This window comes from Aliiroseovarius sp. B-4, from assembly GCF_056857795.1.
The window spans coordinates 1-21865 of sequence record NZ_JBSXNV010000014.1 but is presented as its reverse complement, the minus strand read 5'-3'; the positions used below and the strand labels follow the sequence as shown (position 1 = coordinate 21865).

Sequence of the window (21865 nt, the reverse complement as noted above, 5' to 3'; positions counted from 1 at the left end):
TGTCCGTCGTCATATAAAATGGGACATCAGAGCGGTTTGAGCAATGGAGGCTCTGGCTCGTTTGTGTGACTGATTATGCGGCTTGTTTTTGATGTTGCAAGCGGCGGTGTAGGATTGTCTGTTTCTTGACCCTTTTCCTTTGTCTGAGAATGGCTTTGTCGCGCCCGAAGTAGACGTCAGCTGGTGTGACGTTGTTCAGGCTCTCGTGGTAACGCTGGTTGTTGTAGTAATCGACGAATGCCCCGATCTGGCGTTCAAGATCGCCGGGAAGGTAGTAGTTTTCTAGCAGCACACGGTTCTTCATCGTTTGATGCCAGCGTTCGATTTTGCCTTGGGTCTGTGGATGGAACGGAGCACCACGAACATGATCCATATTTTGCCCTTCCAGCCATTCGGCCAGGTCGCCAGATATGTAGCATGATCCGTTGTCGCTGAGCAGTCGGGGCTTGTGCCGAACAACCGCCTGATCACAGCCTGAAGCGGCCAGCGCCAGTTCGATCGTGTCGGTCACATCACCGGCCCGCATGGTCGTGCAGAGCTTCCATGCAATGATATAGCGGCTGTAATCATCCAGGATCGTGGACAGGTAATACCAACCCCAGCCGATGATCTTGAAGTAGGTGAAGTCTGTCTGCCACATCTGGTTGATGGCGGTGGTTTTGTCCGTGAACTCGTTGGCTGCTTTGATCACCACGTAATCTGGTGCAGTGATGAGATCAGCTTCCTTCAAAATGCGATAAGCTGATGATTCAGACACAAAATACCGTTTCTCATCGGTGTATTTGACAGCCAGCTCGCGCGTGCTCAGTACTTCGTGTTCCAGCGCAAACGCGATCAGATCGTCACGACGATCGTCAGGGATGCGGTTCCAGACGGATTTGGGGCATGGAGACTTGTCTGCCAGACCGTCAAACCCGCCTTCGAGATATAAATCATACCAGCGGTAGAATGTGGTGCGTGGAATGCCCAGCATGTCGAGGGTCTGCTTGGTTGGCAGATGTGATCCCTCGACCGTGCGGATGATTTCAAGCTTCTCTGATGCGGGATACCTCATTCCAGATCCTCCCCAACCCCTGTCATGCTTTTTTTGAGCAGGCGGTTCTCAAGCGTCAGGTCCGCCACGCATTCCTTCAAAGCCATAGCTTCTGAGCGCAGTTCTTTCACCTCTGGGGATGTGGCCTGACGGGCTGTGTCGCCAGACAAGCGACGTTTGCCTGCTTCAAGGAACTCTTTCGACCAACTGTAATACAGGCTCTCCGCGATGCCTTCCCGACGGCAAAGAGCCGAGATGCTTTCTTCACCGCGCATCCCTGCCAATACAATGCGGATCTTCTCTTCCGCCGAGTAGGTTTGGCGGGTCTTGCGGCGGATGTTCTTTACCAATTTATCTGCAGACGCTTTGCTGCTTCCGGATTTCTTGTTCATCTTCACTCCATGAAGGTTACGATGAACCAGAAATCCTCCGTTGTTCAACTCCTCAAATCTGTCCCAAAAGCGCTGACGTCAGACACAAGCGCTTAGTAGACTGTGTGGTTATTTCAATAGCCAACAAAGGGGTTTTCGCGACGAAAGCTCCGCCCGTACAATGAATCAAATGTATTTATGATCGCCGAGTGTGTCGGGGTCTGGATACCCTTCTTCTGCGCAAGGTATTCAACAAAAGCCAAACCAAACGGAATGTCTTCGGTGACATATCGAGTGGCGATACTCTTTGGGCCCTTTGGAAGCCCTTTGCGTCGTTTGTTCAGTTCAGCTGTTATTTCCGAAAGAGAGGAGGCGTCATCGAAGCCGAATGCGGTTCGGTAGTGACCTAAGAGAGAAGGCACTGAAGTATCGTACGATGCTGCCACTCCAACGCGCTCGGCGTCTAAGGCTTCGGAGAGGCGGGCGACCCCTGGTGTAATTCCCGCGAAGTTGCTCCAGTCTTCGCCGTTTTCAATGCGGGTGAAATTGCACAATGCGTTGCCAGCGTGAACCGTCGGGTTGAGATTAGAAAACAACACCCACATCCGAGACGGGGCCGCTTGGAAGGTATCACCAAAAATACTCTGCCAAAAAAAGATTTCGTCAGCTGTGTCACAGTTGGACGCAACAGCAGCTTTGCAGCTCTTTCTGACAATGCCAACGACGACTTCGGCATCCACTTTCCGCCGGCCAGTTAAGACGGTTGTGCCCAAAACTGTGACGGGATTGGTTTTCCCAACCTCATCCAATTTGGAGACTAAGTAGTCACCGCTAAGTGATAATTCCGCACTGACGAGGACTCGTTTGCCTACGCTAAGATGTACAGCCAATTGATCCATGGCCGAGCGATGAAAGTTTGCGGTCGTGGCGATGATACATGCCTCCGCTCCGGCCAAAGCCTGTTGTAGATCATGTGTAGTTTCGCAGGTGAATGAGTACTCAAGTGCGCCTGTGGCGCGTATTGTTCGACCTTTTAGATCCTTGTCACCTTTCCCTGACAGAGAAAAAAGTACCGGCTCATGACCTGTCTCGCTGAGCAGAGCGGCGTAGCCGAGTGCAATGCCTCCCGTTCCTAAAATCGCAATTCGCATAGAGATCCTTTCAAGTAGATCGCCGCAGTTTTTTCAGCCAGGCACATTTTTTGAAGGCTTTGATCTCGCAAGATCGCCCATCGTGATTGGTACAATGGGGTTCCTTAGTCGGTGTGAGCCGATAGACTGACTTGCATCTCCAGTCGCTTCGCCGAGTATGTTTTCGATAGAAAGTGCACACATGCGACCCTGGCAGGGTCCCATACCGCATCTCAAGTTTGTCTTGAGGCGATTTGGGTCCGCCCCGAATTCTTTAGCGCTATTGAAAATCTGTCCCCTTGTTACAGCCTCGCAACGACAGATTGTCGTGTCGTCGGTCGCCAAATTTGCGCTGCCAACTGGTGGATATATAGCGTCGATAAAGGACCGGAACCTCTTTTCTCGCTCAATCGAGCTCTCTACCCAATCAGGAACTCTGCCATCCAATAGATTATGTGCGGCTGCAATCCCGCTCAAGACGGCTGATTTAGCTCCGAGGACTCCACCTGCATCGCCGGCGACGATAATACTATCATTGGAAGACGGTGCCCAGCATTTCTGCGTGCTAGATCGTTTCAGCGTCAGCCCTGCAGCCGCACCTGGATTTAGGTTTGGCACGACACCATCGTGTAACAGTACGGATTTGGCATCCAACAAAATATCTCTACGACACTTAAATCGCACTCCCGCGACGCGGGTATCCCCGACAAGTTCAATCGAAGTAGCATTGCGATAGACTGGTATGCGAGATAGCACCCGCTTGATGAGATATCCCAGTCCCTTTGTCAGGTAAGATTTACCATGCCAGGCGCCAACTATGTGGCGAGAAGCCAATCCCAGGTTTTTTCTTGATTTTGGTTCAACGAAAGCTGCGATCTTCCCGCCAACTGCAAGCACCTGGGCAGCGTAGAGAAGCGGCAAAGGGCCGGTTCCGACAATGATTATTGGCCCGTCGGGCAACCCACCTCCTGCCTTGAGCAGGATTTGTGCGGCACCCACTCCTATGACGCCTGGCAACGTCCAACCCGGCATTGGCATAGGTCGCTCCTGTGCACCCGTCGCCAGAACGACCTTGCCTGGTTCGAACGTTAAGGTTCCACCGCAGCCGCGCGCACTCGCCGATCCATCCGGGTCCAGGTGCCACAGCGCATGTTCCGGAAGATAATTTACCGAAGATGACAATAGGCCGTCGATCAACTCCTGACCTTCGCGGTAGCTAGAGCCTAAGGCCTTCCAGATTTCTGGTCGATGATTTCGGGTGGAATTCAGGCAGGCATAGATGTTTCCGCCTGGTTCAGGTCGATTGTCGATGAGGGTGACATGGGCACCTTTTTTCGCCGCAGTCAAGGCTGCGGACATACCGGCCGGTCCAGCACCGACCACCAGAATGTCAGTCATTTGACAGGTTCCTTTTGACTGACATGCCCTCCCTTGCAGAAGTTAAACATGCTTGGATTGAAGGGGTGCCATCAACTTCCACAAGGCACTCAAAGCAAATGCCCATCATGCAATGTGGGGCGCGTTCAGTTTGATCAACCGGATGTCGCCGAAATGGAACCAAGCCGTGCCGTAGCATCAAGGCAGCGAGGTTCTCGCCGGTTTCAGCGGGATAAGATTTGCCGTCGATGGTTAGATTAATAGTCATGATTACTCCGTTTGGAGCAAAGTTAGAAGCACAAGATATAATACGCAAATACCTTCAATAGCGACCGATATTCCCTTAGGTTATAACTTGTGATATAACCTTACAGAAACCCTTGCTAAAGAAATGCGATTTGACGTTATAGTAAAATGACAGTCATGTGATACGCGCAACATGGAGGCACAAATGAAAAAACTTTTGCTATCTGCCGCTCTCATGGCCTTTACGGCTACAGGAGCGGTTTCGGAAGAGGTCACTTTGGGTATCAACGCAGCAAGCGTTACCCAGCTTGATCCTCACGTATCCACAAAACTGGGAGACAAAATTGTCTTTGGAATGATTTTCAACGGTCTGGTGCGTTTTGCTCCGGGTTCGATGTCGGCCGATGAAATTGAGCCTGATCTTGCTGAGAGCTGGACCCGTTCAGACGACGGGCTAACTTGGACATTCAAACTCAAGCAAGGCGTACAATTTCACGGCGGTTATGGAGAACTGACTGCGGAAGACGTCGTTTATTCGATTGAGCGAGCTGCCGACCCAGACCGTTCGGGCGTGGCATCCGACTACGCCCAATTAGAGTCCGTGACTGCTCTGGACGACTACACCGTGGCAATCAAGCTCAAGCAACCTATCCCTTCTCTGTTGGGTATCGTCGCAAACTACCACGGTGGCAATATTGTATCCAAAGCAGCGGCTGAGGAGCTGGGAGAGAACTTCAAAGGAAACCCGATTGGGACTGGCCCATTTGCATATGACGAACTGGCTGACGGCCAGTTTCTGAGGCTTACAGCTCACGAGGGATTCTTCAGAGGCGCTCCAAGCGTCGAAGGCGTGATTATCCGTTTTATTCCGCAGTCTTCAGCGCGTGAACTTGCATTCCGTAATGGAGAAATCGACGCATTTTATGGCACGCGTGAAGACCGTTGGATCAACAGGTTCAAAGCCGCAGACAACGCAGAAGTTGACGTTTTCCAACCTGGTGAGCTTCGGACTTTACACTTCAACCAGTCGATCGAGCCCTTCGGCGACATTCGTGTCCGTCAGGCCATCGCACATGCGCTCAACCGTGATGAGTTGATTGCGTTTATGGGTGAGACCGTTGCAAAATCTAACCCTTCGCCAGTTCCAGGCGGTTATTTGGGGCATGACGCGACGCTGGAAGGTCTTCCACATGATTTGGAGAAAGCCAAGGCGCTACTGGCAGAGGCTGGATATCCAGATGGGTTCGAAGCGACCGTTTATATAACTGAGCGCCCGGCTCTGCTCACGCCCATGCAGATCATTCAGGCTCAGCTGAAAAAAATTGGTGTTGAAGTCAAGCTGGAGGTCACCGAGCACTCGGCATGGCACAAAGCGATCCGGGACAATGTGAGTGCCATGGTGCTCTATGGTGCCGCCCGTTTCCCTGTGGCGGACACCTATCTTACACAGTTCTATCACTCAGATAGTACAGTGAAGACCCCGACAGCTGTGACGAACTTCTCCCATTGCGATGTGGCGGACGACCAAATCACAGCGGCACGCTCTGAAGCCGACCCTGCCAAGCAAATCGCTCTGTGGGCAGAGGCACAGACCGCAATCGTCGAAGAAGTGTGCTCTGTACCACTGTTCGAGTTGTTGCAGGTTTGGGGTCGCTCGCCGGACCTGGATTACGGCTATGACCTGAAAGGTGCCCTCTCTCTCGGGCCTGTCATCAACGAGACAACGACAAAGTCTGAATAATCAAAAAATAGAAGGCCCTGTTAAATCAGGGCCTTCCAATTTTAGCAGCAGGGGTATCTATGGCTGGCTTCATCTTAAAACGAGTTCTTTCATCAGTTCCGACGCTGTTCGGTGTCCTGACGTTGGTTTTTCTCCTTATTCGCGTCGTACCCGGTGATCCCGCATTGGCAATCCTTGGTGACAACGCTTCTGAGCAGGCACTGCAGTCTTTCCGTGAACAAATGGGACTGAACGAACCAATCTGGACGCAGTACCTATCTTTTCTTGGTGAGCTAGCTAAGGGCAGTCTTGGCAACTCGATGGTCACAGGTGATCCCGTCTTCGGAACCGTGTTGAAAGTGCTTCCACACACGCTTCAACTGACTATTTTTGCACTCTTCATTGGTGTTATTTTTGGTGTTCCTCTGGGGATTTGGTCCGCCATCCGGCGCGACTCTTGGGTTGACTATACATGCCGCGTCGTTTCGCTCGTCGGCATCAGTTTCCCATCCTTTCTGATCGCGATCGTGCTTATTCTACTATTCGCAATAGAAATCCCTCTCTTTCCTGTGATTTCAAATCCAGGTGGAACGTTTGGGTCAAACATCTACAACCTTGTCCTTCCGGGAATGAGTTTGGGCCTCATCATGACCGCGTTTGTTATGCGGACAGCACGCTCATCCTATCTCAACGTATCCTCGGAAGACTACATCAGAACGGCAAAATCCAAAGGGACGCCTCGGCGGATTATTATCCTTAGACATGCTTTGAGAAACGCGCTTATCCCGATTGTGACCGTTGTAGGTCTCTACATGGGCCTTCTCATCGGCAACTCTGTTTTGACGGAGATCGTCTTCAACCGCCCTGGCCTAGGTAAGCTCATCGTACTTTCGCTGAACTTGCGAGACTACGCGACACTTCAGGGTTTGATGATTGTTTATGCCTTTATGGTCGTCCTAGTGAATTTGCTCACCGACCTCACATATGGCCTCTTTGATCCGCGGGTGACCTACTCATGACCACGACAACTGCAAAAAGAAGCATCGCCTCTCGCGCGAAGAACCTCAATCCGCTGACCGCTGTGGGCCTCGCCCTTTTTGGCGTGATCCTTATTGTTTCGTTCGCTGCGGCTGTGGTCGCTCCCTATGATCCTCTGGAACAAGACATCATCAACCGTCTGCAAGGTGCAAGTTCTGAACACTGGTTGGGAACGGATGTGTTCGGGCGGGACACACTCTCCAGAATTCTACATGGTGCGCAAATCAGTTTGATCATTGGTTTGACGTCGACAGGGATCGCTCTGGTGGCGGGTACAACGCTAGGGATCATAGCCGGCTATTATGGCGGATGGACCGATATCGCGTTGATGCGTTTTATGGATATTTTGCTGGCATTTCCAACATTGATCACGGGCTTGTTGATCGTGGCAGTGCTTGGCACGAACCCAATCAACATTGTGGTTGCGATCGCTGTCACGTTGCTGCCCAATTTCGCCCGTGTCGCGAGAGCCCCAACCATCACTTTGAAGGAGCGAGAGTTCATCGAATCTTGCCGCGCTTTGGGGTATTCTGACATTCGGATAATGGGAGTTCACATTCTGCCGAATGTCATCGGCGAGGTTGTCGTGCTTGCGTCTCTATGGACGGCCTCAGCCATCATGATCGAAGCCTATCTAAGTTTTATTGGCCTCGGGGTCGCTCCGCCCACCCCAACGCTTGGTGGCATGATCCGTCAAGGCTTGGAAAGCATCTTGGAAACACCCTGGGTGACAATCTATCCCGGTCTTGCAGTGATGCTCATTGTTCTTGCTCTCAATCTCATTGGCGACGGCGTTCGTGACGCCATTGACCCTAAATCTGGAGGACGCTGATGGGTATTTTGTCAGTTCGTGATCTAACGATCTCATTCAATCTAATGGGTTCACTACACCCCGCGGTTAACGGCGTGAGTTTTGATGTGGAACGCAATGAAACCTTGTGTATCGTCGGTGAATCGGGATGTGGAAAGAGTATTACAGCCCTTAGTATTATGGGGCTTCTTACACCTGCCGCACACCTAGGCGGGGTGATTGAGTATGATGGGCAAAACCTGTTGGATATGTCAGAGGAGCATCTTGAGACTCTGCGCGGCGACAAGCTGTCCATGATTTTCCAAGAGCCAATGACTTCGCTCAATCCTGTTCTGAAGATTGGTCAACAAATCTCTGAACCTCTGGTGTTTCACAAAGGGATGTCGCAAAAGGATGCTTGGAAAGAGGCAAGAAACCTTCTTGAACTGGTGCGTATCCCAGACGCTGGCGCCCGCTTGAACCAATACCCACACCAGCTTTCAGGAGGTATGCGTCAACGCGTCATGATTGCCATCGGATTAGCCTGCAAACCAGACATCTTGATTGCGGATGAGCCGACAACTGCGCTCGATGTCACGATCCAGGCCCAAGTGCTTGCACTCCTAGACGAGATCCGAAAAGAACAGGATCTTTCGATCATAATGATTACCCATGATTTGGGTGTGGTTGCCAATATCGCTGATCGGGTTGCCGTCATGTATGCTGGGGATTTGGTCGAGATTGCAACTGTTGAAGACCTTTTTGAAACCCCAACGCATCCGTATACACAGGCCTTGCTCGCCAGCATTCCGCGCGCGGACCGTGCCGACCAATTGAAACCTATTCGGGGGCAAGTACCTCCAATCTATCGAATGCCTGAAGGTTGCCGTTTTAGCCCGCGCTGCGACGAGGCAACCGAGCAATGTAAAATCAAACCTTCCATAGAAGGCGGTTTGCACCAGACGCGATGCTGGATGCGGGGAGAACAAAAATGACAAAAGAAGCTGTCTTAGAAGTCAAAGGCCTTTCTAAAGTCTTTGAAAGTGGAGGATTTCTGAAGGCTTCCTACTCAGTCAAAGCAGTTCAGGAGGTGTCTTTTGAGCTGTTCAAGGGAGAGACATTGGGTGTTGTCGGAGAATCTGGTTGCGGCAAGTCTACCCTTGCGAGATGTGTCCTTAATCTTGTCGAGCCGACATCGGGTGAAATCCGATTGGATGGCAATCTGCTTGCCGAGCAAAACAAGAAGGAATGGCGTAACCTACGAACACGCCTGCAAGTCATCTTCCAGGACCCGTTCTCGTCGCTGAATCCAAAGCGCAAGATTGGTCAAACCCTAGCTGAACCCCTCAAGGTTCATGAGGGAAAGTCATACGACGAGGTGCGTCCGTCACTTGAAAAGCTCATGCAAGAAGTGGGTCTACCAAGATCAGCTCTGGACAAATATCCTCATGAGTTTTCAGGAGGGCAACGGCAACGCATCGCGATAGCGCGTGCCCTAGTTCTGGAACCGGAAATTATTGTCGCTGATGAATCAGTCTCGGCGCTTGACGTTTCGGTACAGGCCCAAATTCTTGAAATGCTCGGCAAACTGAAGGATGAACACCATCTAAGCTATCTGTTCATTACGCACGATCTGGGGGTCGTCCGAAACTTCTGTGACCGAACTTTGGTTATGTACTTGGGTCGTGTCGTTGAAGCAGGACCAGTGGACGCATTGCTGGACAACCCCCTTCATCCTTATACACGAAGCTTAAGAGATGCAGCCCCGGTACCTGACGTTAGCGCGAGACAAAGCCTTGAAATGTTAGAAGGCGAAATCCCTTCACCAGCAAACCCACCCTCAGGATGTCCATTCCACCCGCGCTGCAAGAGCGCGACAGACATTTGTTCCATCGAATTTCCGAAGACTGTGGAGCGCGGAGATCGAAGCTATGCCTGCCATAACCCGAATGAATAATGTTTCCCGTTATCTAGCATAACTCCGCGGCTTCGTCAGCGCCCTTTCGAACATCATCAGGAAGTCATCGATTGTGGCATCCCGGCGGGCGCTGACCGGGCGGACGATGTGAATCGGCAGTGTTAGGTTATCTTTCAATGGAATGAATTTCACCCCAGGGATGTGCTTTGTGCATTGAATTGGGTGCACCACAGCGATTCCGAGTTGCTGGGAGACGAGTTCAACCAGCATGTTCGCAGTTGTTGCTTCAAGAACAAAATTGAGCGCCATCTTTTTGGATGCTGCGAGCTTCTCCAATGCATGTCGAGATACGCTCCCTTTTGAATAGCCAATAAAGGGATGGGAGCATAAATCCTTGATGGATAGGGATCTTTTTCCTGCTAATGGGTGGCCGTCTGGCACGACCGCCATGAGAGGATCGTCATCCAGAATCCGCGTTTTGAACTGATCGTGTTCTAGCGGTTTTAGCACAATACCAAAATCGAATTTCCGCCCAAGAATGCCATCAACGATATACTGAGAGCTTCGGATGTGAAACGAAAGGTATACATCCGGGTATTTCTCCGCAAATTGGCCTGTCGCTTGCGCAATAAGATTGCCTGGCACCGCTGGCATCATGCCGATCGTAAGATGTCCACGGTCTTCTTGGCGGATTGTTTCGATTGCCTGGCTGATCTGATCCACACCGCTGAATATGCGATCAATCTCTTCGTAGAGGCGCATTCCGCGCTCTGTGACATTCATTTTGCCATGACCTCTGTCCAAGAGGCGCAGGCCGGTATCTTCCTCAAGGTGTGTGAGCAGTTTTGATGCAGCGGGCTGACTGATAAATAAGATGTCTGCGGCCTTACTAACTGTGCCGGTTTCAACAAAAGCTTTGAACGCCTGAATTTGTCGGAGGGATGGCTGGCGCAAGTTATAACCTTTCAGTATAGCGGAGGGCAAAATACTACTTTTACTTTCTATAGCTCGGTGAGTAACTTTTGGCCATGAAGAACTATGATCTATGTGTTGTTGGCGGAGGTATCGTTGGTATCTCTATTGCCTATGGAGAGGCGCGACGGGGGAAACGCGTTATCGTCGTAGATGGCGAGCGTTCTGACCGGAAAGCGTCTTACGCAAATTTCGGATTGGTTTGGGTGCAGGGCAAAGGAAAAGGACTGCCCCAGTATCAGGCATTAACTCAAAACTCTGCCGACGCTTGGAACGAGTTTGCGGCCCAAGTAAAAGATGTTAGTGGCATCGGTTTCCAACTGGAAAAAAAAGGTGGTCTTGTCTTTTGCCTGGGCGACGATGAATTTGCTGCACGGAAGAAGCATCTTTCGGACTTACAGAAAACCTCGCCCTTCGATCCAGATTGGGAAATGCTCGGACGCAATGAGACGCAACACCGTGTCGGAGATATAGCGCTTGGATCGGAAGTCGTGGGGGCGAGCTTTTGCCATAGAGATGGTGCGGTAAATCCTCTTGACCTGGTTCGTTCCCTGACCAAAGCAATTGAGCGCCTCGGCGGGCGGATTGTCCGCGAGACACCCGTTCATTCAGTTCAAAAGAAAACGGGTGGATGGAGTGTTGCTACACTCGAGAGAACTGTTGAATGTGGAGAAGTGGTCGTGGCAGCCGGTCTCGGATCCAAGAAGATCGCCTCGGATATGGGCATTGACCTGCCTATAGAGGCCGACAAAGGGCAAATTTTAGTCACCGAGCGCCGTCCAAAAGCAATGTTGCTCCCCGCGAGTGGCCTACGGCAAAACCAATTGGGTTCGTTCATGATTGGCGCGACCCATGAAGGGGATCAAAACCGAAGATCAACAATTGGCTCGGGAGCAAAGCTAGCTCAAAGAGCGATTAGGATCTTGCCTGATCTGCAACATGTACCGGTAGTGCGGCAGTGGGCTGGGCATAGAATTGTCACTCCAGATACTTACCCGGTCTACCTGCGGCCGGAGGACGGTCTGACATTTGCAGTTTGCCACTCAGGCGTGACACTTGCGGCTTTTCACAGTTCTAATTGGATGGAGGATCGCAAAGTGTTTGAACAATTCTCAGTTGATCGATTTTTAGAAACCTAATCAAGCAATTATACACTTCTTTGGCATATGATGGAAGCACGTGGATTGAACTGAAATAGTAGGAACCTCCCCTGACCCGGCAGCCTGAGTGGAAGCACCGGGACACTCACCGGCAGATGCTTTGCATCTGTCGGTCTCTTTTTTTGGTGATTTCTAACAATGCTGTTTTTTATTCTCCGATTTACGAGAACCTGGCGGGTACGAGATATTCAAATATGCTGATTTGAAATGTCTACAATTACTTTTGGATTAATTTGCAAATTGAATAGATCTCGGAATATCGCACTTTCATATCTCTGAGTTCAGGGTGCTACTTAGGTGTCGAAGCAGGGGTGATTGGAATCTTGTCTACCCCGACGGTCGCTTAGTAGGCTCGGAAGATGTCAATGTCGTTCAACTTCAGTAGACTTGATATGCCGAGACGCAAAGTATGATGGTCTCTAGAGGTCATTTGGCACCGTCTTTTCCCTGACGAGTAACGATCCAGCAACCCCTGTCAATCCGACAAGGTTCATTTGAACCATAAATCAAGGTGAATAGACGAATTATGCTAAGAATTGGTGTCGATATTGGCGGAACATTTACCGACTTTTGCGGTTGGCGCGAAGGTACACATGACATAGTCAGTTTAAAGGTTCCTTCAACCCCTGCATCCTTCGAGGAAGGATTTCGAAACGGGTTCGAGCTACTGCTCGAACGCATGGACGCAAAACCGGACGAAAACGCTTTGGTTATGCATGGAACAACTGTCAGTACCAATGCCGTGATTGAGCGGAAAGGCCCAAAGATCGCGTTTTTGGTCACCAAGGGTTACCGTGATCTGCTCGCATTGCAGCGCATGGGGGTCAAAGAGCCCCTAAATGTCTTTGACAACCGGCCATTGCCACTCATCGACCGTAGCATGGTCTTTGAAGTTGATGAGCGCTTGCTGAGAGGTGGTACAGTTCGAACGCATTTAGACAGAAACCAAGTCGAGGCGATTGTAAATGAAGCACTGGATGCGGGGGCTGAAGGTTTTGCGGTGGCTTTACTACACAGCTATGCGAACCCTCAACATGAAAGTGAGGTGGCAAACGCGATCAAAAGTGTAGCAGGGGATAGTGTTGAGATTAGTCTATCAAGCGAGATCTGGCCGCGAATTGGTGAGTATGAGCGCGCAATTGTATCGGTGCTAAATGCCTTCGTGCGCAAAAGAATGGACGAGTATATCGGCGCCGTAGAGAGTTATCTGTCCGAACGGCTTCCGGGCTCCCAACTGTTTGTTACCCGATCAAACGGAGGCGCGATGTCTGCCAAGGAGGCTCGTCGCTTCCCAGTACATACTTTGCTATCCGGACCTGCATCGGGTGTTTCGGCGGTTCAATACCTTGGAAACACCGTTGGCGAGCGTAACATCTTAACGCTCGATATGGGAGGTACGAGTACTGATATCTCAATTGTCAGGGAGGGAGAGGCATTAACCTCCTCAAGCGCAGAAGTAGGGGAATTCCCAGTAGTGATGCCGGTGACGGGTATTGAAGCGGTAGGTGCTGGCGGTGGCTCGATTGTCGATATGGACAATGGCATTGTTAGAGTAGGTCCAGAAAGCGCGGGCTCGTTTCCGGGGCCTGCTTGCTTTGGTCGAGGCGGTGATAAGCCAACCCTGACTGACGCATTTTTACTCGCAGGCTATCTTCCTCCGACATTAGCTGGAGTAGGGATGGATCTCGACAGAGATGCTTCGATTAAGGCATTTAGACCGATTTCAGACGCCCTGAAAATGGACCCTTTGGATGCTGCCGAGATGTGTATTTCGGTTGCAAGTTCCAACATGATTGCTGGAGTTATGCCTTTCCTAGCCAAGTATGGTTTAGATCCCGAAGACCTAACCCTTTGCGTGTACGGCGGTGCTGGTGCGATTCACGGGCCACTTTTAGCTGCAGAAATCGGTGTGGAACGTATTCTAGTACCAACAACACCCTCTGTGTTTTGTGCTTTAGGCGGGTTGGTGTCAGATCTGACAAATGACTTAACGGAAAGCGTCCACGGTTTGGAGGTTAATACGGGCCTTGTTACCGAAACCTTCGAGCGGCTTCGGGTTCGAGCCGAAACTTGGTTATCTAGTCAAATCAATGGTGAACAACTCATTCGGTCGACGTATGAATACTGGGCAGAAATGCGGTATGCGGGTCAGTCGTTTCAAGTTGATGTGAGGCTGCCTGAATCGGCAGTGAAGGAACAAAACCTGTCGGTCATGCTCAACGCATTTCATGATGAGCATGAACGTATTTACAGCCACTCAAGCAGAGATTCCGAAGTAGAATTTGTGGATCTGCGAATGCGCGTCAGAGGAACTACAACGCAACCATCACCTGCGTCAAGCGATGCGGACCCCGCCCAGAAGGCTTTGAAGAGCAAAAGAACAATGCACTTTCAAGGCAAAGTTTATAGTGGCGCGCCTGTCTATGAGAGAGATGGCCTCGAACTAGGCCAAGCTGTTGTGGGGCCGGCAGTTATTGAGCAACCAGATGCCACAATTGTGGTCCCAATCGATTTTGTGGCGCGCGTCAGCGCACACGGAACAATTCTTATGACTCGGAGTTGACCAATGGACGCAGTTCGCACAGCAATTATGAATAATCGGTTCAATGCAATTGTAGAGGAAGCATCCGCGGCTGTTTATCGTACGGCTCACACGACTTTTGTTAAGCTGGTCCAGGACTATCAGTGTGCACTAGCCACTCCTGAAGGGGATATGTTTGCCTATCCGATGATGTCAGGGGTGAACGTTTTTATCGGCGCACCACTGCGTCCCACCCTTGATGCTATTGGACGTGATAACTTGAAGCCTGGGGATGTCATTATAACTAATGATCCATTTGGAACTGACGGGTTGGTGACCCATTTGATGGATGTTACGATTCTCTATCCAATCTTTCGGGACCAAAAATTGGTCGCCGTAGGCTGGGCCTTTGTTCATGCATCGGACATCGGTGGAGCCGTGCCAGGTAGTATTTCTCCGGCTTTTTCCGAGGTTTTCCAAGAGGGTATTCGCGTACGCCCGGTCAAGCTCTATAGTCAAGGTGTACTGAATGAAGACATTAAGGCTATTTATCAGGACAACAGCCGCATTCCTGCTGAATTGTGGGGTGACATCGAGGCAATGATCGCCGGAATGAAGAGCATGGATCGCAGGGTTAACGAACTTTGCGACAGGTATGGTACAGATTCCGTTGAACAAGGCATGAACGACGTTTTGGACTACGCTGAAGTGAAGTCGCGGGCGATAATAAAGGCCATTCCGGATGGAAAGTATGATTTCTCTGACTATTTGGAAGGAATCGATAACGAGCAGCGCGCTTTCTTTTCGGTGTCTATCACGGTTAACGGAAGCGACATCGCTGTAGACTTTACGGGCACAGATCCGCAACTCGCGGCAGCCTACAATTTGACGACGGGGGCATCTACCCACCCTTATCTTATACAGTGCCTCATCGCTTACATTTTAACAATGGATCCGCTTACACCGCGTAATGCAGGAATATTGCGAGCGATTCAGGGTCATGCGCCAAGAGGAACGGTTTTGAACGGAGTCTTTCCATGCTCCGGTGGGTCTCGAGCTGCTTCTGCTACCCGAGCCTACGACGTCATTCTTGGCTGTCTGAACCAAGCCCTGCCTGTCAGTCTCGCCGCAGCTGGAGCGGGAATGATGGGCGTGATCGTTGTTGCAGCGCCTGATCCTCGTAGCGGTCGCGATCGTGTGAGTGTTATCAATACTATCGGAGGAGGCAGCGGAGGTCGACGTGGATTTGATGGTGTCGATGGGACAGAGGTCAGGTATTCTCAGCGGAGCGTTCCGGTAGAGGTCACAGAAATCGAAACCGTAATTGTGATGAATTCCATTCGAATTGTTCCGGACAGTCGCAGCGGCGGAAAATACGTCAGCGGCGCCGCTATAGAGATGGAACTCGAAAACACCGGAAATCGAGCGATAGTAACGGTGCGGAATATGAACCGATTTGAGTTTGCACCTTGGGGTGTCGATGGAGGAGAGCACGGTCGGATAGGTCAAACTACTCTTAACCCCGGCCGTGAAGACGCAAAGTCCATCGGGAAAATCTCAGTCTTGCCTCTCGAGCGAGGCGACGTGGTTCGTCTTTCCAGCCCCGCCGGTGGTGGGTTTGGCAATCCACTTGAAAGATCAATTGACGAGATAGAGCGCGAACTCAACGAAGGGATGCTGTCTATTGAACGGGCGAGCAATGTCTACGGAGTTGTTTTCGGTAAAACAGGTCAAGTCGACGTTGGAGCTACGAATGCGAAACGACGAGAACTAAATCAACCAGGAAAAAGAGGCTTCACGTTTTGCGAGGCGCGCCAGTTCCATGACAGTATCTGGGACACGGTCGTACGTCGTAAATTGACGGAACTTGCCTTCAAATGTGAGCCTCGTTTGCGAAGCCAAATGGTGCAACGAGTTCACAATCGAATGCTAAAGGAAGGGAAGTCAGTAAGTCTCCAAATGGTGCGCCGCGTCTTTGAGGACGAACACCGGAAAATATCGTTGCGTGGTGGTAGTAACTGATACACCGATACAGGCTGTCGCATTCCCGTCGCCTGTCTCAAATATGCTGAGCCTAGAATCTACATTCTTCGGCTTAGCAAATCGTTTTGAGGCTATGCTTGGTTCAGGCGATATTACCACGTGCCGAGCTGTTGGAGCATGCCGGTCAATATATAACCTTTTAGAATGCCTTCGATAATTATCTGACTTTGACTTTATGATCGGGATGTGCCCTGCTCAACTATGGTCATGTCCTAAGTCAGCTATGTGCGATGACTTATAGTTGGATCTGCTGTTGGGCGGGATCAATCGGCAGCACCTTGGCTGTGAAAGGACAGGATATGGTCAGAACTCCAGAGCTTTCCGGGTTACAGTGTTTTCTTGCTGTTGCCGAGGAGTTGCATTTTGGTCGCGCCGCTACTCAGTTGAACATAACGCAACCCACCATCAGTCAAAAAATTCGCAAACTCGAGCAGTGCTTTGGGGTTTCGCTGTTTAGTAGATCTACTCGAAACGTTGAGTTGACCGCTTCTGGAGAAGTCTTAGTTCCTTTGGCCAAGGATATCCTGAGCAAAGTCGAAGAAGCAGCTATCCTATCAAAACTAGCTGGGGGAGGAATGTCACCGGGTGGCGAGCATCTCAAAATTGGGGCCATTGATCCAGCCGCACATCAGCTGCTGCCGACTCTACTGAGGCGGTTCCGAACGCGTTTCCCTGAAACCCAATTGGATGTGAAAATCTACGACTCGCTTGCGATTGTTAGAGCTCTTGAGCAGGATGAGTGTCATGTCGGAATTATGCGACCTCCAATTAACGCCAATCTGTTGAGCTTCAGGCAGTTGGCCTCACAGCGTTTTGTGGCAGTTATCCCAGCGAAAAGTGAATTGTGTACCCAGACAAAACTTCAGTTAACTCATTTCAAAAACCAACGAGTATTTACACTCAATCGGTTTGAGCTCTCAAGTTTTGAAGCCGTTTACAACGAAGTTACAGCGGCAGGAATAGCGATAGATGATACAATACAAGTCTCCAATACCGCCGCCGCGCTTGCCGCTGCCTCTGCTGGCGTAGGAACTACTTTTTTGCCCGAATGGGTAGAGAGTATTGCGGATGAAAATGTTGTCCTAAAAAGCGTGGAAGACCTAAGTCATGAAATCCCTATTGGCATTGGTTGGCGCAGCGACTCACCAGTGCCTGGGATATTTCCCTTCGTAGAATGCGCACTCTTGGTTTCAAGACTTGGTCTTTCAGCAAAGTCTACAAAAGAAATCGGAAGCCAATTGTCGGGTAGGCCTCAGAAGCAGCCATCTTATTAATTCAATTTGGCTATCAATCACCCCGCATCGAAATTGGACAGATGCGAAGCGGACGATGCAACGTGTTTCACACAGCCTTTGAAAGGGGGGTTCCAAAAATGAAGAACTTTACATACGCTTTGCCGATTGTGGCTCTGTCCGTTGGTTTGCATGCTTCCGCCAGCACTGCACAAGAGCTTATCCTAAACAGCTATGGCGGTCCTTATCAGGAAATCATCGAAGAAAAGATCATTAAGCCCTTTGAGCAGGAAACCGGCATCCGGGTCCTGTACGATGCTACCGGATCGTCTTCACAGGACTACGCGCGAATAAAAGCAACCAACGGAAATCCGGGGTGGGACGTCAACGTTATGACTGCATCGCAGTCCTTGCAGGGGTGCAGCGATGATCTTCTGGTAAAAATGACACCAGAAAACGTTCCAAACCTGGCTCATCTAGATGATGGCGTCGGCAATATCGCTGGTCCATGCGGAGCCGTTCACGAGCTTCAATACATGGCTCTTCTATGGAGAACAGACAAGGTTGAAACGCCAACAAGCTGGAATGCACTTTTTGGAGATGGTCTCGACAAGAAGATCTTGCTTCCCAAGTTTGCAAACATCATGTCTGTCTACTTGATGCAAGCATTCTCGACCATGAATGGCGGGTCTCTCAGTGAGATTGATCCGGGATTTGAAGCGCTAGCCAAACTTGCTCCGCGCGCACTCGCCTTCGAAACATCGTCGTCGATCATGGGCAAATATGTGCGCGAAGATCAAGTCTACATGACGCCCTTCTGGAGTGGCCGTGCGCAGCTTCTGAAAGATGAAGGATTGGCTGTTGACTATGCTATCCCAAGCGAAGGAACAGTTCCTCTTATAGCGACACTGAATGTCCCTAAGGGCGCACCCAACATGGATTCCGCGTTGAAGTTTGTGAACTTCTTCCTCGAAAAGAGCAGCCAAGAAGCGTGGGTCGAGGGATACAATGTAGGCAGTATCCGAAGCGACATCGAAGTTTCGGACGAAGTACGAAGCAAGCAGATTACTACCCGTGAAGATATCAATTCACTGCTGCTTTCTGATCCTCAGATGATCCAATCCAATCTTTCCGATTGGGGAGAACGCTGGCAACGCGAAGTCATTTCGCAATCCAACTAAGTTGACGATAGAAAGGATCATCTGCTTTGCAGTCCCAAATCATTCAAAACACAGGTCTGAAAAGTGGTGAATTGGCATTCCGGCGCAAGCGTCGGAATGCCTACATCCCGCTAGTTGGTCCTGCCACGGTGCTTCTCCTATTTTTTGCGTTGCCGATGGGCATGATGATAGGCGTCAGCTTTCAGAATTCCGGAATTTCTGGGTTCACAACTGCAAGCTATCAGAGAATTCTAGGCGATAATTTGGCGCTTGCGGGCATATGGCGAACAATCATCATGTCGGGCACGGTTGCTATCCTTGTAACTGTCATGGCCTATCCGGTGGCGTACTTTCTTGCGAGGTCCTCTGGCTGGGTGCGGACACTTGTTTTTGCCCTTGCTATCGCTCCCGAATTGGCTGGCGTCGTTCTGCGAACCTACGGTTGGCTGATCATTCTAGAAGACTCCGGATTCATTAACAGTTTGTTGATTGCGATAGGGATCATTGAACAACCAATACCTCTAATGAAAAACATGTTCGGTGTTGTCGTCGGATTGACCCACGTTTTGGTGCCATTCGGGATACTTTCACTATTGACCAGTATTCAGAGTATCGACCCAAACCTCGAGAAATCCGCTCAGATTCTCGGTGCTTCGCGGCTCCAAGTACTTCGTCATATTGTGTTACCCTTGTCCATTCCGGGGATTGTCAGTTCTCTTCTGATTGGCTTCACTCTGGCAGCTAGCGCCTATGCGACCCCAGCGCTCCTCGGGGGTGAAAGGTTCGGCGTTCTGGCAACAATGATCTATCAGCAGATTCTGTTCTTTGTAGATTGGCCTTACGCAGCGACAATGGCGAACATCTTGCTGATCATCGTGCTTGCGATGACCTTTATGGGCTCCAAGTTTGAAACCCGTATGCACCGAAAACTGAACGTATAAGGGGACAAAACCATGAATACAGTTCTCGCTATATCTTTTCGTGTATCACTAGTGCTGATCATGATTTTTATCAGCCTACCGCTATTGGTAGTGGTCGTTGCTTCAATAAGTCCCACCGCTGCTATCAGCTTTAACCCGCTTGAGTGGTCGCTTGGGTGGTACGCTGAATTAGCGGATCGTCGCTGGTTGGATCCGTTCATTCTGAGCACGCAGATCGCAGTAATCGTATCCATCATTAGTGGTGTCCTCGGAACACTCGGCGCTTATGCGGTCGCATTTGAGAAAGTACCTTTCCACAATGCGATTATGTCATTTCTCTTGTCGCCTCTCGCAGTGCCACAGATCGTGAAAGGCGTTGCCATCGTTCTGTTTATTTCATCTGCAGGGTTCTACCGGTTTCTAGGTACTCCAGGATTGATCATCGCCCATGTGGTTCTCACACTTCCATTTGCTGTTCGCATGATTGCCACTGCAATGTTTGCTTTCGACAAGAACCTTGATCGCGCGGCACAGATACTTGGAGCTGGCAAATTCCAAAGAGTCCGCTACGTCCTGCTACCATTGGTAAAAACCGGGCTATTCTCAGGTATGACGTTTTCCTTCGTCATTTCATTCAACAATGTACCGATTTCACTGTTTCTGGTTCGTCCTGGGCAAACCACACTACCCATTTCCGTAATCAACTACTTCGAGTACAGCCTCGATCCCGTTCTGGCTGCTGTGAACGTTGCGTCTTTGGTTTTCGTACTGGTGGTAATTCTCGCTTTTGAGAGGCTTGGAGGTTTCTCAGCACAACTGCATGGGGGCAGTAAATAAATGTCTAACGATATCGAGCTTCACGGTGTACACAAAAACTATGGTGATTTAGCGGTCGTCAAGGATGTGTCGATTGCCGTTCCTAAAGGAAAATTCGTAAGCATCCTTGGGCCTTCAGGGTGTGGCAAGTCTACGACGCTAAACATGATTGCGGGATTTCAAGAACCGAATGCTGGTCGGATCGAGTTTCGTGGAGTGAATCAAGTTGGAGTACCTCCAGAACACCGCGATATCGGATTGGTGTTTCAAAACTATGCTCTGTTTCCTCATATGACCGTTTTCGAGAATGTTGGATTTGGACTGAAAATGATGCGCAAGAGTCAGGAGGAAATTGCGTCTGCGACTCAACGAGCGCTAAGAAGCGTCCATCTGGAAGGCTTCGACGATAGATACCCAAAAGAATTGTCAGGTGGTCAACAGCAACGTGTCGCATTGGCTCGAGCAATTGCCCCGCAGCCATCCGTCCTACTTCTGGATGAGCCGCTCTCAAATTTGGATCTCAAACTGAGAGAAAAAATGCGCATCGAACTGAAAGAGATCCAACAACAGCTTGGTATGACATTCGTCTATGTTACACATGATCAAGAAGAAGCTATGGCTATGTCGGACCATATCGTTGTTATGTCTGACGGCAAAGTTGCCCAGCAGGGTGAACCTGATGATATATATCAATTTCCCTCAACGAGTTTTGTTGCTGATTTCATAGGAAAGTCAAACATTCTTCCCGTATCTTCGGCCGAAAAAAATGGGCAAGAATTGACTTTAACTGTCCAAGGAACAGATCTTAAAATTATTTCAAACAATGCAACAACTGATGCATCTGGCAATGTCGTAAGTTGTTGCATTCGGCCTGAACGGATTCTGCTTTTTGATGAAAGCGTTCACTTGGACAGTGATCGAAATGTCTTGGTTGGAGAGGTTTGCAAAAGAGTCAACCTTGGCGGGCACAGTGAAGTTTGGTTCAAGATTGCACCAGAATTGGTTTTATCCGTGCAACTACGTACAACATTGGCGCAAGCCTTGAAAATGAACCAGCCAGCGAAGATCACATTTAGATATCATGCCGTTTGGCCCTTGCAAACGTGAATGTCTTCACGGGTTTTGGCTTGCGGTATTCTTGAATCTGAGGCTGCGTACTAAAATGCAGATCCAGCGATCTTCCTTTTAATAACATGTTAGCGATGCCTAGAGTGCGACTTTTGAACTGGGGGGGCTGGGTCAGGTTGAGCAGCCTCATCTGACTGGTCCAGTTTGATTGTTAGTGCATGATCGGCCTCTGATCCATCGTGTCCGTCGTCATATAAAATGGGACATCAGAGCGGTTTGAGCAATGGAGGCTCTGGCTCGTTTGTGTGACTGATTATGCGGCTTGTTTTTGATGTTGCAAGCGGCGGTGT

General features: G+C 50.1%; 18 protein-coding genes. 13 read left to right on the top strand and 5 right to left on the bottom strand.

The annotated features are described in order from the left end of the window. Window positions 1–73: 73 nt before the first annotated feature. From AC13C8_RS00510 to AC13C8_RS00495, 4 genes are all read right to left on the bottom strand, one after another. A protein-coding gene (locus AC13C8_RS00510; RefSeq protein ID WP_482846041.1) for an IS3 family transposase occupies window positions 74–1425 on the bottom strand; the annotation gives its coding sequence in 2 pieces (ribosomal slippage) (window positions 74–1089 and window positions 1089–1425; 1353 coding nt in all). Window positions 1426–1538: 113 nt separating this feature from the next. Then, window positions 1539–2555, bottom strand: a complete 1017-nt coding sequence (locus tag AC13C8_RS00505; RefSeq protein ID WP_482846040.1) for an NAD/NADP octopine/nopaline dehydrogenase family protein — start codon at window positions 2553–2555, stop codon at window positions 1539–1541. A 33-nt stretch (window positions 2556–2588) separates the two neighbouring features. Beyond that, complete coding sequence (locus AC13C8_RS00500) at window positions 2589–3932, bottom strand: FAD-dependent oxidoreductase (protein WP_482846039.1); 1344 nt, start codon at window positions 3930–3932, stop codon at window positions 2589–2591. Further along, window positions 3925–4179: a (2Fe-2S)-binding protein gene (locus AC13C8_RS00495; protein WP_482846038.1), complete on the bottom strand. Its 255-nt coding sequence runs from the start codon at window positions 4177–4179 to the stop codon at window positions 3925–3927. Before AC13C8_RS00495 ends, AC13C8_RS00500 begins: the two co-directional genes overlap by 8 nt. A gap of 183 nt (window positions 4180–4362) precedes the next feature. Here AC13C8_RS00495 and AC13C8_RS00490 point away from each other — a divergent pair, with 183 nt between their 5' ends. From AC13C8_RS00490 to AC13C8_RS00470, 5 genes are read left to right on the top strand one after another with little or no spacing between them, the layout of a single operon-like run. Next, window positions 4363–5898, top strand: coding sequence for an ABC transporter substrate-binding protein (locus AC13C8_RS00490; protein WP_482846037.1), 1536 nt, complete (start codon window positions 4363–4365; stop codon window positions 5896–5898). A 59-nt stretch (window positions 5899–5957) separates the two neighbouring features. Beyond that, the gene (locus AC13C8_RS00485; RefSeq protein WP_482846036.1) at window positions 5958–6896 is read left to right on the top strand and encodes an ABC transporter permease; all 939 of its coding nucleotides are present in this window, start codon (window positions 5958–5960) and stop codon (window positions 6894–6896) included. Then, window positions 6893–7747 (top strand): ABC transporter permease, encoded by an 855-nt coding sequence (locus tag AC13C8_RS00480; protein WP_482846035.1) that lies wholly within the window; start codon window positions 6893–6895, stop codon window positions 7745–7747. Before AC13C8_RS00485 ends, AC13C8_RS00480 begins: the two co-directional genes overlap by 4 nt. Beyond that, entirely contained in the window at window positions 7747–8700 is a 954-nt protein-coding gene (locus AC13C8_RS00475; RefSeq protein WP_482846034.1) for an ABC transporter ATP-binding protein, read from the top strand. Before AC13C8_RS00480 ends, AC13C8_RS00475 begins: the two co-directional genes overlap by 1 nt. Then, window positions 8697–9662, top strand: coding sequence for an ABC transporter ATP-binding protein (locus AC13C8_RS00470; protein ID WP_482846033.1), 966 nt, complete (start codon window positions 8697–8699; stop codon window positions 9660–9662). Before AC13C8_RS00475 ends, AC13C8_RS00470 begins: the two co-directional genes overlap by 4 nt. A 9-nt stretch (window positions 9663–9671) precedes the next feature. Here the strand turns inward: AC13C8_RS00470 and AC13C8_RS00465 are convergent, their stop codons facing one another. Further along, window positions 9672–10577: a LysR family transcriptional regulator gene (locus AC13C8_RS00465; RefSeq protein ID WP_482846032.1), complete on the bottom strand. Its 906-nt coding sequence runs from the start codon at window positions 10575–10577 to the stop codon at window positions 9672–9674. Window positions 10578–10651: 74 nt separating this feature from the next. Between AC13C8_RS00465 and AC13C8_RS00460 the strand changes: the two genes are divergently transcribed. From AC13C8_RS00460 to AC13C8_RS00425, 8 genes are all read left to right on the top strand, one after another. Further along, a complete protein-coding gene (locus tag AC13C8_RS00460; RefSeq protein WP_482846031.1) occupies window positions 10652–11734 on the top strand; it encodes an NAD(P)/FAD-dependent oxidoreductase in 1083 nt (360 codons plus the stop codon). Window positions 11735–12281: 547 nt separating this feature from the next. Further along, complete coding sequence (locus AC13C8_RS00455; protein ID WP_482846030.1) at window positions 12282–14318, top strand: hydantoinase/oxoprolinase family protein; 2037 nt, start codon at window positions 12282–12284, stop codon at window positions 14316–14318. 3 nt (window positions 14319–14321) lie between these two features. Then, window positions 14322–16298, top strand: coding sequence for a hydantoinase B/oxoprolinase family protein (locus tag AC13C8_RS00450; RefSeq protein ID WP_482846029.1), 1977 nt, complete (start codon window positions 14322–14324; stop codon window positions 16296–16298). A 251-nt stretch (window positions 16299–16549) separates the two neighbouring features. Next, window positions 16550–17593 (top strand): LysR family transcriptional regulator, encoded by a 1044-nt coding sequence (locus AC13C8_RS00445; RefSeq protein ID WP_482846028.1) that lies wholly within the window; start codon window positions 16550–16552, stop codon window positions 17591–17593. Between the two features lie 98 nt (window positions 17594–17691). Next, window positions 17692–18732 (top strand): ABC transporter substrate-binding protein, encoded by a 1041-nt coding sequence (locus AC13C8_RS00440; protein ID WP_482846027.1) that lies wholly within the window; start codon window positions 17692–17694, stop codon window positions 18730–18732. Between the two features lie 26 nt (window positions 18733–18758). Further along, window positions 18759–19652 carry an ABC transporter permease gene (locus AC13C8_RS00435; protein WP_482846026.1) on the top strand — a complete coding sequence of 298 codons (894 nt, stop codon included), beginning with the start codon at window positions 18759–18761 and terminating at the stop codon, window positions 19650–19652. 12 nt (window positions 19653–19664) lie between these two features. Further along, window positions 19665–20468, top strand: coding sequence for an ABC transporter permease (locus AC13C8_RS00430; protein WP_482846025.1), 804 nt, complete (start codon window positions 19665–19667; stop codon window positions 20466–20468). After that, window positions 20469–21554 (top strand): ABC transporter ATP-binding protein, encoded by a 1086-nt coding sequence (locus AC13C8_RS00425; protein ID WP_482846024.1) that lies wholly within the window; start codon window positions 20469–20471, stop codon window positions 21552–21554. It begins immediately after the preceding gene. The last annotated feature ends 311 nt before the right edge of the window (window positions 21555–21865 follow it).